Raw genomic sequence first — 13338 nt, 5'->3', positions numbered from 1 at the left:
GGGTCACACACCCATGCCGTACGTGATGGCGAAGATGGTGCCGAAGCTGGCTACGAGGAAGACGCAGGTCAGGCCGCCGACCATCATGCCCTTGCCGCGCGAGCTGTCCATCGTGGAGTGGCCCTCGCCGAACCACCCCTTCGACTTGCCGACACCGGCGAGGAAGGCACCGGCGCCGACGACGAGGACGACGGCGGCGATGACACCCAGGATGACCTTCGCCGTGCCGCCGAGCTTCCCGAAGGGGCCCCAGTCCGGCTTCACGCCGGACACGACATCGGCTCCGGCGGCGAGGGTCGTGTGCAGGGAGGGATCGGCAGCGGCAGAAAGGAGGTTGTGCACAGTTCAGCCCCTTGGTGCTGTAAGAAATGGTTTGGGATGTTTTGGCGTGATTAGCCGACGTGCCGCATCGCGATGATCTGCGGTTTCCAGTAGCTGAGCGGCTTGATCCGCACCTGAGCCCCGGTGTGCGGTGCGTCGATGACCTGGCCGCCGCCGATGTACATGCCGACGTGCTCAGGGCCGGCGCTGCCGGGGACGCTGAACAGCAGGTCGCCCGGGACGAGTTGGGAGACGGCCTTGACGGCGGTCCCGGCGTGGACCTGGTCGTACGTGGTTCGCGGCAGGTTCACTCCCGCCGCTGACCAGGCCATCTTGGTAAGCGAGGAGCAGTCACAGCCGCCCACACCCTCGTACGGCATGACGCAACTGCCGCCCCACCGGTACCAAGTGCCCAGAGCCGTCTTCGCGGCCGAGATCGCGCGGGCGGCGCCCTTGCCGGCCGGTGCGTCCGGGCTTACGGCGTCGGCCCATTTCGAGGCCAGAGCGCGGATGCTGCGCACGTAGTTGCGGGTCTCGGGGTACGGGGGGATACCGCCGTACTTGATCACCGCGCCGCCGCCCGCGTTGTACGCGGCCAGCATGTTGTCCGTCGAGTCGCCCGGCACCTTCTTGACCTCGTCGGCCAAGGTGCAGTCGTACGCGGCTTGCGCGGCGATGGCGTCGGCGGGGTTGCGGACGTCCTTGACTCCGTCGCCATCGCCGTCCTTGCCGTGCTGGGCCCAGGTCCCCGGCATGAACTGGGCGATCCCGAGAGCGCCGACGGGTGACGTCGCGCCGGAGCTGAAGTGGCTTTCCGTGTAGAGCTGAGCCGCCAGGAGCGAGGCTGTGACCTGCGGGCACTCGCCCGCGTGCTTGTTGATCAGCTCACGGACCCAGCCCGGCACGGGAGCGTCCGTCGTGATGCCGCCACCCGGACCGGCTTCCTGCGCGGAGGCGCTGTCGGCCCCTCCGAACGTAGTCAGCATGGCGACACCGGTGATGAGCCCGGCCGTGACGAGTCCCAGGCCAGCTTGCGTGCCCTTGTTCATCGCGGCCCCGTCACGCCCAGGGCAAGGCGGTGACGCGCCAGCCCTTGGAGGTGTGCTCCAGGCGGAGCGCGAGCTGTTCGCTACTGCTGCGCGTGTGACCGGACTTCGGGGTGGTCGTGAGGGTGTAGCTCACGCGGACGAGAGCGGAGGAGGGCGTTGCCGCAGGTGCGCCGTCGGGGACGGTTGCTGACGTGATTTTGGCCGTCTGATGTGCCTTCTCGGCCCGCAGGGCGGCCCAGGCGGCGTCTTGACCCTGCCGCTTCTGGGCGAGCACGCCAGCGAGTTCCCCCGAGGCGAGCCGCGCTGCCCGAGCGCCGGCATCCGCGTACGAGCTGTCGGCACCGTCGCGGGCGTCGTGTTCTGCGTAGGCCGTAGCGAAGGCCCGCGCCGTCCGCTCAACGTCATCTGGGAGCCCGGTGGTTGACGAGGAGGCGGTAGCGCTGCTGTGCGGCGTGGCCGTGTCGGGTATGCCCGCAGAGACGGAGTGCGGCTGCGCGGACACGGTCGAGGCCGCAGAAGCGTCGTTGGTCGAACTGGAGCAGCCGGTCGACAGAAGGGCCAGGGAACCAGCCATACCTATTGCGGCGGATATGGGTATGAAACGGGTGAATCGAGGCATGCGGGGACCACAACCTTGGTGCAAGAGATTTCGGAAGTGCGAGCGGCGCGGTCCCGCGAGGGCCGGGGGCCGCGCCGCTCCTTCGCAGGAAGGAGGTGGATTCCTTCTGCGGGCTTTACCGGCGAATGCCGGGGAAATCGCAAAGCAGGCCGGAGCGTATAGCTCTATCTGCCTGTCTCATCTGCGGGGTCTCATCTGCGGAAGAGGTCGATCTTGTTTCGCATCTGCGAGACGGTTGAGCTGGTGGGCGCGTTACTCATATCAAGGCCATCAGCCCCTTCCGTGATTCGGGCGAGATCGTGAGCAGATCTCTACGGCCGGAAAACGCCTTGTGGCGTTGGCCGTGCCTGAATCCTTGCAGGGGTTCGCGGACAACTCGAATCACGAAAAAAGCCGGAACTTAATTCCAGGAATTAAGTTCCGGCTTTCGCTCGGGGGGAGGCTTTGCGGGCCCTATGCGGCCCCGTAGCGCAGGTGCTCGATCGCCACGCCGAGCCACGGCGCGGCCTGGCCGGAAAGGAGCAGAGGTGCGCACGTGCTGTACGAGAGGAGGACGGCGGACGGCTCAGCAGCGACCCCGGTCAGAAGGGCGTGGTCGAACGGCATCCACTCACGAGCCCTCAGCGGCAGGAGCCGTACCCCGGTTGAGGTGAGCACCACTCGGGCGGCGGTGTGATCGCGCCACTGCGGAAGAGCGGCATCCTCCGCTTCCTGGCGCCGACGGGCGTCGAGTCGACCGTTGCTCACCCACCGCCGGCCGAAGGTTGGGTGATCCTCGAAATACCCGCTGGCCGAGGTCGGGTAGTCGACCTCTGTCCCGTAGAAGCGGGCGGCGGAGCACGCCACGTCCGCGAAGGCGACTTCACCGGCCACAAGTGCAAGGCCGTCCGCTTGGACCGGCACAAGACTGCCGCCGCCCTGGAGGTGAACCGTGAGGGCGGACGCTGCCTGTACGGCATCGGCGCGGACGGCGTCCTCCGCCCGGTCGCGTCGGCGAGACCACATCGTCGTTCCTTCCTGATCAAGCTGACCGGCCGGGGCCTGCACGGCGCGAGCCACGCAGGCCCCGGGCCCGTCATGAGATGAGATCACCAGAGGGCGGTGGAGGCAGTCGCGGGTGTCCTCGGCGCCTCGTCGTCCTCTTCCTTCAGCCGGGCCAGCAGCACGCCAAGACGGTCGTTGCTGATCGCCTGGTGCTTCCGGACGGCGTCCCCTACAACCTCACGACTGGTCCGTCCGGCCCGCTCGGTAGCGGCCCTCGCGATCGGCAGCAACTCTGCCAACCAGTCATCGTCCGCCTCCCGGTCCTGTGGGCAGTCGTCCGGGACGGAGGGCCTTTCGCCGTCCGTAGGGGTCTGGACCGCCGTGGGCCCGGAGGATTTCGTGGTCTCCGGCAGTGCTGTGGTCGGCGCGTGGTCCGCAGGTCCGCCGCCCGGTCCGTCCGCGCTCCTACCCTCCGCCTCCTCTCCGTCCGCTCCCGCGGACGGGTGAGCCGCAGCGTCCTCCGTACGTGGTCCCACTTCGGGCAGGGGCTCGGCTTTCCGCAGGTCAACGGTTACGGCGGCGGCATCCTGCGGCGCGGACGGACCGCTCGTCAAGCGCCGTGGAGTCATCGACGCTGGTGCTTCCAGCGGACGAGGAGCCTGCTGGAGCGTGACGCGTTCGAGCGTCGGAGACTCCTCGCGGACCGGTCCGGGACCAGCGTCAGCCCGGTCCGGGACCGCCCGCTCAGCCGTCCGCGCCATCAGGATGTAGAGGTGGACCGATCCGGCCAGTGCGAGCGGCGCGAGCATCGACAGCACACCGACGACGCTGTCCGTAAGGTGCAGCGCGGACCGTCCGGCCTGAGGAGAACCGTTCAACGTGATGGCGTGCAGAGCGTTCGCGCCGAGGCTCGCCCCGGTCGCCGCGAGGAACAAGAACCAGGCGTATAGCCGTGCGGCGAACCGCTGGTGCCGAAGGAGCACAATCGCCCGCACGCCGTAGGCAATGAACCCGTCGATGAACACCGGGAAGAGGTAGGACAAGGTCTCGCTGGCGTGGATCGCAAGGGCGATCTGACGCAGTGCGTCGTACGAGAAGGCGAAGCCGGCCGCGCCGAGCAGGATGATCGCACTGCGGTCCCAGGCCGTCATTCCGCGCAGGCTGTAGCTCTCCTGCTGTTCGGTTCTCGCCGCCGTGTCTATGTGCGTGTGTGACATCAGAGGTTGCCCCCGTCGCGCGGGTTGATGTCCTGCCAGGCCGGGGTCTGCGAGAGGAGCTGTCCGAGCTGTTCCAAGGACGTGACCTCGTGCACGTGCTGACTCGGGCAGCTCACGCACGACACCCGCAGCGAGATTCGTTCTGTGCCGCCCTGATCGGCGTAGTACAGCTCCAGGTGCTGGCCTCCGGCCGTGTCGAGCGACGCGAAGGCTTGCAGGTGTTCCTCGAAGCTGAGAAGTCCCAGCACCTCCCAGTCGAGCGTGACTGCGGCGTCCCCGAGGAGCGTGCGCGCGTACTTGGTTGCTGCGGTGATCGACCTGGGACCCCAGGTGCGGAAGGCGGCCTCCCGAGCGGTCTTGCGCCGCTCCTCTGCGGTGGTGAGGTGCTTGGCCGCAGCGAACATGATCGGGTGACTCATCAGGGGCCTTCCAGGTGATCGATGGTGCGGGGTGCGGTGCCGTCGCCGGGCTCGTTGGCGAGGCGGAGGAGAACGTCCGCGTGGCATGGAGCGTCGAGGGGACATGTGCACATCAGGTCGAGCCCGCGCAGGACTCGGGAGAAGCGAGCTGCGTAGTGTCGTCCGACCGGGCCCCGGAGTGTGGCTGCGAAGAGGTCTACCGACTCCGCGGCGTCCATGGGGGGCCCGAGCGGGGACCGAACCCCCGCTGTGAACGGGTTCGCGTACCGGCTGCGAGGGCCGACGTATGCACAGGCTATGGATAGCGCTGCGGCGTCGCGGGACGCTCCGCGGAGGCGGACGGGCACTACGCCGCCCTCCCACCACGGCGCCGATCGGCGCCGATCATCGGCACGAGGGTCGTGACCATCTCGGCCAAACGGCTCGCCACGCGGGCCCCGACGAAGTCGCTCAGGTCCGGGCCGTTCTCATCGCGGGCCGGAAGGTTGGACGTGATGATCGTCGGCAAGCAGTGGTTGTACCTGAAGTTGATCAGCCGGTACGTGACCTCTTCGGTCCATTCCGAGGTCTTCGCCGTGCCGAGGTCATCGAGGAGCAGGTACTGAACCCGGCTGAGCCGTTGCAGTTCGTGTTCTGCTGCCCCCACGACATGTGACGGGCGCAGGTTGCCGTACATGTCCGCTGAGTTCACGGCGATCAGCTCGAACCGGTCCGGTCCGCCGACCGCGATCCTCCGCAAGGCCCCGTACGCCTGGTGCGTCTTGCCCGTCCCCGTGAGACCGGTGAGGAGCAGAGCGCCAGCGGCAGCGTTGTCCGTGAGTGCCCGGTCGGCCCAGCCGATGACCTCCGGCAGCGTGGCCTCAGCATCACGGAAGCGGGGAGGGGTTGCCCGCTGCCAGCGGCTCACGGCGTAGTCGGCCCGAGCCCGGCAGTGCCACTCGCGGTCTCCCGGGTTCTCCTCCGGTGCCTCGTCGGCGGGGTTGACATCCGGCACGGCCTGAAGTCCTTTCGCAGCGAGTATTCGTTCCATTGCGCGCATCGACCTGGCGCTGCCCGCGCGTTCCGGCTCTGCCATGATCAAAATCCGTTCTGGTAAGCGCTGGGGGCGGCGGTGTTCTGAAAGGGAATCCAGCCTCCGGACTGCCGACGCAACGGCACGACATTCCCCGGGGAGGCTGCTGCGGGAGCGTGCGAGGGCAGATCAGCCCAGATACGCAGCAGATAGCGGGCGGACTTTGGTGGGCGGTCGGCGTTCCATCGCCGCGCCACCATCTCGACCAGCCGTTCATTTCCCCAACGTGCTGCGAGAGCTGTTACCCGATCCCATTCCGATTCGGTCAGTCGCCAGCCGACGAGCATTCCAGCGCTTGTTATGGCTGTTACCAGGTCCTTGGCTCCGTCCGGAACCTTCACCGAGTCCCGCTTGGCGGTGGTGTTCTCTCGATGTGATCCCAGCAAGCTAGCTTGCTCTTTGGTGGTGGTAATACTCCCGTAGGGAGTATTACCACCATGCACGCGCGAGGAAGAAACTTCCAAGTCTGTGTGCTGAAACTTCCCACTTCCGGCTTCAGGAGCGGAGTTCTGGGAGGGAAGTTCCTGGAACCTAGTTCCCTCGTCTGAATCTTCAGGGTTGGGAGTAGGAAGTTCTTCCTCTGAACCGACACGGCCGACGCCACTGCTGCACAGCAGTATTGAGTAGGTGTTCGGGTTGGACGCTCCCCCTCCCCGCTCGTGGCTGAGTTCCCCGAGTTTTGCCAGCTCTCCGAGGCACTTCGTTATCGAGCGAGGCGTAAGACGGGTCAGCGTGGATATTTCGTCCAAGGTCAGCGTGGCTTTGCCGTCGTCGTCCGCCTCTCGGGCCAGGGCCAGCATGACGAGGCGTGAACCCCTGCACGACTTTGAGTGCGACCAGATCAGTTCGGTTGCTATGTCGCTCATCAGTGCTCACCGCCAACTATTGCTATGCGGCGGTGGGAGGAAAGACCGAAAGAGTGGTCGTCCTCCGGGACGTAGCCGTGCTGGTGCGGCTCTGGCGTGAGGTACAGCGTTTCGGTAGGAAGGTAGAAATCGTGGGCAACACGCCAGTCTGCGACCTTGCCGAATCCGCGCCTGACCATGCGCGCCACTTCTTCTTCGGTCCTGCGGTCGATAAGCATGCGGTAGAAGTCCGATTCGAAGAGGTGGGTAACAGACCGGCGCTCGGGGTAGACCCGCACGAGTGCGGCTGTAGGTGCAATCTCACGGATCGCGGCGCTGATATTTGTGCGCCGAAATCCGGAGGGGCTGTTCTGAAGCATGGGAGAACTCCCGTGAACGCAAGGTCCGCCGTGCGGAAGAATCGTTTCCTCGGGGGGAGCGTCAGGCCGCGTCTGGGACGACGTGGACCGAGGGCGTGCCCTGCCCGGCCTGCGACTTTCGGTAGCGACGGGCGAGCTTCAGCAGGTAGTCGTGCGTGACCCCGAGGCCGCGAGCGACTGCGGCAGCGTCCAGTGAGGAATCAGTGGCGAAGCGCGCAATTACGGCGTACCGGGCGGGCTTGGTCAAGGCAGCGGTGCACCCTCGAAGCGCAGCTTCTACGGCTTTTTCGATGTCCCGGTCTTGCCATGCAAGCCGCAGCTCTGAACGCTCCGAAGCCAGAAGGCCGCCCCGGATTCCGTACTCGTCGTCATCCTTGAGGGATTCCACCAGACACCTGGCAGCGACGGCCAATGGGCATGACGCGCAGAGATTACGAGGACGGTTCAGGGAGATTCCCAACTTGGCCTTCACCAATGCGGGATCTTCTCTCGGGCCGTCTGTGAGAGGGACGAAAATGTTGATGTCCTGATTCCCGCATCGGGCAGATTCGGCCCAGTGCTTACCCGGAGCCTTCTTCGACTCCTCCATGAGGGGCAGCCAGTTTCCCTGGCGCGCAGCCTCGATGAGGCTGAATATGTCAGTGCTCATTTGTGTCTCGCGATGTTCGCAGCGCCGCGAAATGTTGCAACCGGGCGCGATAGGAGATCAGGAACGCTTACGAGAGCGCATGGAAGGCTGAAGCGCCATCAGTGCCGACTCGTCATCCCGTTGGGTCTTTGCGCCGGGGCTAACGAAATGCATGTCGGAAATCGCGTGGAGATCGTCCTCCGTGAACTGAACGAACTTCCCGAACTTCCGGTGCGGGAGCGTTGATATGCGCTCACGGAGCCACTTTTCCGGAATGTTCAGCCGTTCAGCGGCTTCGCTGTAACCGATGTGCAGTCGCTTGTCGCGGGAATCCGTAGCCTGACTGCCCAACAGGGCGTCCAGACCGCCGGTCTGAGCCAAGAGGCCGACCACGGTCGCGAGTCCCTGCAAGTCCACGGCCGGGCCCGCATTCGCCGGTGCCACCGCCGCCATCACGCTTCCAGCCCGCACAGTTCAGCGGTCCGCAGGTCGAAGGCGTGCCCACCGGATGCCGCCCATCCGGCATGAGGGAACGAGCGGATGATCCACCGGGCGATGGTGAGCGCCTTCGCTCGAGGAACGCGAAGGGCGCGTCCGCGGTCGTTCACGGCGGTGAGTCCAAGGTGGGGCCACAGGGTCCGGGGGCCCTGGAGACGCACCTGTACGACAGCGGCTTCCGGCAGCATGGACGCCAGTTGCGCCGCCAGTCGTTCGGCCGGGCCCGAAGGGATCTCCACCTTCGGGTTGCAGTCCGTAGTAGGGGACATGCGACACTCCTTTATGTGGTACGCCGCTCCGTCGTGCCGTGCGAAAGGACACGGAGTGGCCGTGCGAGTGACCCGTGCCCTTGTCGGGGGCCGCGGATCACGAGCTGTCTGGCGTCCGAGAGGTGCGAACTCTCGGACGCCGATGGCGTTTTGAGGGGAGGGAGCGCACCCGAGTGATGCGCGGTAGCTCCTCTCCACCAAGTCGGTCCACGATGCGAACCGCAGGTGTGCGAAGGCTGAGAGGGGTGCGAACCTCCTCGTTTTTCGCTAAGATGAAGCTATCTTGGTTCGCATCAAAAGTCAACAGTCCGAGGATTCCTCGGATCACCCCAAAAACGAGGTCCGATGCCAGCTCGCCGTTTCGACAGAGAACGTGTGCGTGCGGTACGTCGAGCCGCGGACGTCTCGCAGGCCGACGTGGCGTCCGCCCTCGGTGCTGCGGACTCGACCGTGGCGGGGTGGGAGTCGGGAGCGACGACACCCGATCAAGAGAAGCTGCCTGCTCTCGCCAGGGTGCTGAACCGGGATCTGGACGACCTGTTCCCGCGCGACGGCTTGCCCGATCTGACCGACCTACGGTGCGACGCCGGCCTTTACCGGTACGAGACGCGGGCGGTCATCGGAACCAAGAGCGATGGGCCGGTGGCTGGAGCTGAGCAGGGCGTCCGACGGCTCAAGGAGCGGTACGTCCCTCTCCTTGTGGCTGCGTATGGGGTGACCGAGGACGAGCTGAAGCGTGCCCAGGACCGGTCTTTCGGAGAGGCTGACGAGGACGCCGCCGAGGCCGAGAAGGTGCCGGAGACGCTGGCTGAGAAGATCACCCTCCTGCTGGAGCGTTCCTACCCGGGCAGAACCGCTCCGGGGGATCAGGAGATCGCGGACTCGGTGAATGCCTACGCGGGCTCCCAGGTCACATCGGCCGAGCACATTGAGGCCCTGCGGACCGGTGGAAGCGACGCACCAGTGCCCGTGGTCCTCGAAGGTCTGGCCAACTTCTTCGACGTCTCCAGGCTGTATTTCGAGCCGAACGAGTCCGTCGCGCGACAGGTTTACGAAGGGCTCCGCCTCATGTCGGCAGCTAAGAAGGGCAAGGTGGGCCGGGTCCGAGCCCGCGGGATGGGTGGTGAGGGCCTGTCGGCTGACGTCCTCTCGATCCTGAACGACCTAGCCAGCGTGCTGGACAAGAAGGCCGATCCAGGCACCAACGACTGATGCCCTGCCCAGGACCCGCGTGGGCCGGTAGACAGGGCATCAGTGCGAGGTTCCTACTGCCTTGTGCCGTTCGGCTCGTGCCGCAGGCCCGAGGCGAAAACGGCCTGGACTCCGCTCAGCGCGGAGAGGTCACCGAGCGGGTCACCGTCCACCAAGAGGAGATCTGCGCGGTAGCCGGGAGCGACCTTCCCTGTGATCTCGCCCAGGCCCAGGGCAGCAGCCGCTTGCGACGTCGCCATGTCGATGATCGAGGCGTTCGACAGACCCAGCTGCGAGTAGAACGACAGGGCCTGAGCAAGTCCGTCGAAGCCGGCACGCTGCACGCCTGCATCTGTTCCCGCGATCAGGCGGACTCCCGCGTCGGCCATCTGTCGGACCAGGTCGAACATCGCGTTGGCGCGCTCCTCGCCGAAGAAGCGCGGGAGCATCTGCCAGTGCGGGCTTACGGCCGGGCAGACGGTGATGTCCTTCGCGATAATCTGCTGAACCACGGCGGGCCGGAAATCCAGGCCATCGCTCGACATCCAGGTGCAGTGCTCGATGGTGTCGACGCCGGCCTCTACGGCTGAGGCGATGCCGTCGGCACCGTGCGCATGGGCCGCGACAGGAACGCCCGCTTTGTGGGCTTCTTCCACAAGGGCGGCCAGTTCCTCCCCCGTGAACTGAGACTGGTGGCTCCTGGGGCCGTCCTTCGTGAGGCCTCCGCCGGTGACCATCGCCTTGATGACGCCTGCCCCGGCCGCGAGGTTACGCCGTACGAGCTCGCGGATCTCGGTCTCGCCGGAGACTTCGCCGCCGAGGAAGTGGCAGTGTCCGCCCACGGTGGTCGCCGGGGTGCCCGCGGAGACGATCCTCGGGCCGGGTGTACGCCGATCGCTGATTTCCGCAGCCAGACGAAGTGCCAGTCCGCTGCGGTCCCCGAGATCGCGGACGGTGGTAACGCCACTGCCCAGGAGCTGCTCACTGCGGCGCCGCATGTCCTCGAACAGGGCTTCATCCGTCGAGCGCTGGAGGGTGGACACCGGATCAGGTCCGCCATCGAAGGCCAGGTGAACGTGAGCGTCGATGAGCCCCGGCAGCACGGTTCCGCCGAACTCGAATCGAGGCACGTCGGCCCCGGCCCGCTCCTCGATCTCCCTGCGCGGTCCGACGGCAGAGATCGACTCACCCTCGATGAGAACGGCACCGTCTTCCAGGTAGGTCCCCGAGTCGACGAGCACTCGTCCACCGGTAATCAGCATCGTGACTCCTTGATCTTGCGAGGTCATGCGGCTGCGCGCAGTTCGTCGGATACCGCAATCAGTTGTTTCACATCCGACTCACGGTCGCTCCCCAGCGCCATCGCGAGCGGGACCGTGGGGCGGGGCGCGGGAACCCCCTTCTCGATCCGAGCAGAGGCTCGGCGAAGCCTGGCGGCGAGCTCGGCGGAGTCGATGTTGAGGACTGTGCTGTCGTCACCCTCGTCCAGCAGATACGGGCTAATGTCCACCAGGCCGTCGCGGCACTCCACGATGCGGCGGTGGTAGCGCCGGTGCACGCCACGGGCCCGCCAGCGGTCCAGGGGAGCAGGGGACGCCGGCCTCAGGATGTTGTCCGGATACGCCTCCGCCAGCAACTCCCACAGGGGCGAGAGGCGACGGTGATCACGTCGGTGTTGAAGCCAGAGCCGCAGGGAGGAGATGCGCGCACGGGCTCCGGAGTACGTAATGCCTGCGGCGAACAGCAGGATGGACGCCACCAGGAGGAATGCGACAGCGGCCATCAGCGGTCCAGGAACATCTATGCCAGCCGCGCGTACAGCAACGATGACGGCGCGGACCGCGCAGGCTACCGCCATCGCTCCCAGACCGACGGCGGCCATCCAGAGCCCGGTGGAGTGCGGACGCCGGGACATCCGGGCATAGCGCCGGGTCCACCGACACGCCATGGCGAGGGCGTACATGAGATACAGGCCGGCGCCGCCATAGAAGAACGCGATCTGCGGAGTCGTCATGTCGGCCGTGCTGAAGGAGCCGGCGAAGACCTCGTGCGGTACCGACAGAGCGGCCACGGTGATCGCCACCGCGACGATCCCGACAACGACGGCTTCCTTCCGGGCCCGGCGTTGGCCTGCTTCTTCATCGGCGGCGGAGTAGAGGTAGAAGCACATCAGGAAGTACACCGCGAGGAGCAGCAGTACGTTCTGGACCAGCTTCGCCGTCCCGTGGCCGGCGACTGTGTCTACGCCGGACGCGCCGCCGGGCATGGCCACGGGGTACGAGATCGCGGCACAGAACAGGCAGAGGGTGACAGAGCGCAGAGGCGCATCATGAGGGCTTCGCTTCAGCTGATAGAGCTTCCAGGCCAGAGCGGCCAGGAGCCCCAGGAGCAGGAGTTCCACGGTTTACAGCCATCCTCGCCGGTCACCGAGAGCCGCCTCAACTCGTCGGAGAGCAGGGTCGTCAGCCGGAGGGGTGGAGCCGGCAAGCAGGGCCGACCACTCCATGATGATCGTGGCCACGAGCTCGACGGAGCACTCCTCGCCGTCGTCGTACGAGCAGCGCTGGGCGACACGCTTGATCGACTCGGTGCCGAAGACCGGCAGCAGAGTGGCCCAACCCTCCACGTCGACGGCCGCCGCCTCTTCATCAGTATCAGTGACCTGCGTGCCCGTCTCCGCCTTGCCCGAGGGACTCTCGGCGGCCTCCTCGTTCTCCGCCACGAGGATGTGCCCGACCTCGTGCAGGATGATGTGCTCCTGGTGAAGGCGGGTTGTCTCCTGCTGGTAAAGGATCACGTCGTAGGTGTCGTACTCCACCCACATGCCCGATGGGCCCGGCTTGGGAAGGGGCGCTTCACGCAGGTACAGCATGCGCCTACGCCGTCGGCTGAGTGCCGTGCACAGTTGCTCGACGTCGAGCGGGGGGTGGACTCCAAGGGCTTGCAGCTCCCGGCGGATGAGGCGGTGCAGATCCCTCTCCACTGTTCGCATGCCGGCCGTACGCCAGCGGCGACCTGGCCGACCACGACCTCCGCCCCCTTGAGTCGGAATTGCAGGCTCGTGATCGATCTGTTCAGACCACATGGATAACCCTCCTACTTGTGGCTCCCCCCGAGCCGGACGACTTCGCGCCCGCACTGACGTTTGGGTCCCCTTCACCTGGCCGATAGGGCCGGAACGCCTCTGATTCGCCTGGCCAGCGAAGGGCCGGTAGTCGATATGCGGAATGCCGCATCTACGGCGGCGTCGCTGTAGCGAATGAGCAACGTGCTGACCTGATCGCTTCGAGCAGGTGTCGGGAACCAGTACTGGACAGTACGCGAAGGGCCTGACGCACTCGGTCCAAAAGCTGATCGGCGGTCTGTATTGACTTAACGTCAAAATATCTACGCAAAAATGGGCATAGCGCACTCATCGCTTATTGATCAAGCTCTGACGTGCGCATTTATGCCGATAGTGCGCATGTCAATACGTCAGTCGTGTAGGTGATCTTGTGGCTGATGTGACATATTTCGCGGTCAAAACCAGATGCTGAGTCGGTATCTACTAGGGCAAAGTGGTTGGCTCCATGCACATGGACCGTCTCGCTCGCGGAGTGTCGAGCGGTTGCCGCAATGAGCGGGTAGGCCGCTTTCGGTTGGTTTTTCATCACGAAGAGTGACCGGCAGGTCCCAAGGTGCTCGCGTACTTGATCGGCCGCGCGTGTTGCAGCGCGCCTACGCCAGGCTGTCCTCGTTCGCTCACCATGATTGTCAGTAGCAAATGCATTCTTCGGCTGGCTCCTTTGAAAGCGAACACCGTGGCATCAGGTCCCACGGCAGCCGAGCGGGATGCTCCGCCCTGCG

The 13338-nt window shown here is 65.9% G+C and carries 16 protein-coding genes; 1 reads left to right on the top strand and 15 read right to left on the bottom strand.

Translation table 11 applies throughout. The annotated features are described in order from the left end of the window. Positions 1–3 precede the first annotated feature (3 nt). The 12 genes from ACH4KB_RS18390 to ACH4KB_RS18335 all read right to left on the bottom strand — a co-directional run bounded on the left by ACH4KB_RS18390 (position 4) and on the right by ACH4KB_RS18335 (position 8301). Positions 4–342: a hypothetical protein gene (locus ACH4KB_RS18390; protein WP_007447287.1), complete on the bottom strand. Its 339-nt coding sequence runs from the start codon at positions 340–342 to the stop codon at positions 4–6. 50 nt (positions 343–392) lie between these two features. Next, positions 393–1370, bottom strand: coding sequence for an NlpC/P60 family protein (locus tag ACH4KB_RS18385; protein WP_398066946.1), 978 nt, complete (start codon positions 1368–1370; stop codon positions 393–395). Positions 1371–1380: 10 nt separating this feature from the next. After that, on the bottom strand, positions 1381–1644 hold the full coding sequence (locus ACH4KB_RS18380) for a hypothetical protein (RefSeq protein ID WP_398066945.1): 264 nt from the start codon (positions 1642–1644) through the stop codon (positions 1381–1383). Positions 1645–2442: 798 nt separating this feature from the next. Beyond that, on the bottom strand, positions 2443–2994 hold the full coding sequence (locus tag ACH4KB_RS18375) for a hypothetical protein (protein WP_398066944.1): 552 nt from the start codon (positions 2992–2994) through the stop codon (positions 2443–2445). 83 nt (positions 2995–3077) lie between these two features. Continuing rightward, complete coding sequence (locus tag ACH4KB_RS18370) at positions 3078–4190, bottom strand: DUF2637 domain-containing protein (protein ID WP_398066943.1); 1113 nt, start codon at positions 4188–4190, stop codon at positions 3078–3080. Beyond that, positions 4190–4609 (bottom strand): DUF6195 family protein, encoded by a 420-nt coding sequence (locus ACH4KB_RS18365; RefSeq protein WP_351051679.1) that lies wholly within the window; start codon positions 4607–4609, stop codon positions 4190–4192. Before ACH4KB_RS18365 ends, ACH4KB_RS18370 begins: the two co-directional genes overlap by 1 nt. Next, a complete protein-coding gene (locus ACH4KB_RS18360; RefSeq protein ID WP_398066942.1) occupies positions 4609–4956 on the bottom strand; it encodes a DUF4326 domain-containing protein in 348 nt (115 codons plus the stop codon). Before ACH4KB_RS18360 ends, ACH4KB_RS18365 begins: the two co-directional genes overlap by 1 nt. Beyond that, positions 4956–5603 (bottom strand): ATP-binding protein, encoded by a 648-nt coding sequence (locus ACH4KB_RS18355; RefSeq protein WP_398066941.1) that lies wholly within the window; start codon positions 5601–5603, stop codon positions 4956–4958. Before ACH4KB_RS18355 ends, ACH4KB_RS18360 begins: the two co-directional genes overlap by 1 nt. Positions 5604–5686: 83 nt before the next feature. After that, positions 5687–6547 (bottom strand): hypothetical protein, encoded by an 861-nt coding sequence (locus ACH4KB_RS18350; RefSeq protein WP_398066940.1) that lies wholly within the window; start codon positions 6545–6547, stop codon positions 5687–5689. Between the two features lie 420 nt (positions 6548–6967). Next, the gene (locus ACH4KB_RS18345; RefSeq protein WP_351051691.1) at positions 6968–7555 is read right to left on the bottom strand and encodes a WhiB family transcriptional regulator; all 588 of its coding nucleotides are present in this window, start codon (positions 7553–7555) and stop codon (positions 6968–6970) included. Positions 7556–7612: 57 nt separating this feature from the next. Then, the gene (locus tag ACH4KB_RS18340) at positions 7613–7987 is read right to left on the bottom strand and encodes a hypothetical protein (protein ID WP_351051694.1); all 375 of its coding nucleotides are present in this window, start codon (positions 7985–7987) and stop codon (positions 7613–7615) included. Continuing rightward, positions 7987–8301, bottom strand: coding sequence for a transcriptional regulator (locus ACH4KB_RS18335; RefSeq protein ID WP_351051697.1), 315 nt, complete (start codon positions 8299–8301; stop codon positions 7987–7989). The genes ACH4KB_RS18340 and ACH4KB_RS18335 overlap by 1 nt, the downstream gene beginning before the upstream one ends. A 375-nt stretch (positions 8302–8676) precedes the next feature. On the opposite strand from ACH4KB_RS18335, the gene ACH4KB_RS18330 reads away from it, so the two are divergent. Next, positions 8677–9513 carry a helix-turn-helix transcriptional regulator gene (locus ACH4KB_RS18330; RefSeq protein ID WP_339151648.1) on the top strand — a complete coding sequence of 279 codons (837 nt, stop codon included), beginning with the start codon at positions 8677–8679 and terminating at the stop codon, positions 9511–9513. Between the two features lie 53 nt (positions 9514–9566). On the opposite strand, the gene ACH4KB_RS18325 is transcribed toward ACH4KB_RS18330, so the two are convergent. The 3 genes from ACH4KB_RS18325 to ACH4KB_RS18315 are packed head-to-tail and all read right to left on the bottom strand — an operon-like array spanning position 9567 to position 12364. Beyond that, positions 9567–10754 carry an amidohydrolase family protein gene (locus ACH4KB_RS18325; RefSeq protein WP_339151647.1) on the bottom strand — a complete coding sequence of 396 codons (1188 nt, stop codon included), beginning with the start codon at positions 10752–10754 and terminating at the stop codon, positions 9567–9569. 23 nt (positions 10755–10777) lie between these two features. Further along, complete coding sequence (locus tag ACH4KB_RS18320; protein WP_398066939.1) at positions 10778–11893, bottom strand: MAB_1171c family putative transporter; 1116 nt, start codon at positions 11891–11893, stop codon at positions 10778–10780. A gap of 3 nt (positions 11894–11896) precedes the next feature. Next, the gene (locus ACH4KB_RS18315) at positions 11897–12364 is read right to left on the bottom strand and encodes a hypothetical protein (protein WP_351051706.1); all 468 of its coding nucleotides are present in this window, start codon (positions 12362–12364) and stop codon (positions 11897–11899) included. Positions 12365–13338: the final 974 nt, after the last annotated feature.

Source organism: Streptomyces sp. NPDC017520 (genome assembly GCF_044329855.1).
Taxonomy (GTDB): domain Bacteria; phylum Actinomycetota; class Actinomycetes; order Streptomycetales; family Streptomycetaceae; genus Streptomyces.
The sequence above is the reverse complement of the archived record's forward strand: the minus strand, read 5'-3'. Positions and strand labels throughout refer to the sequence as shown.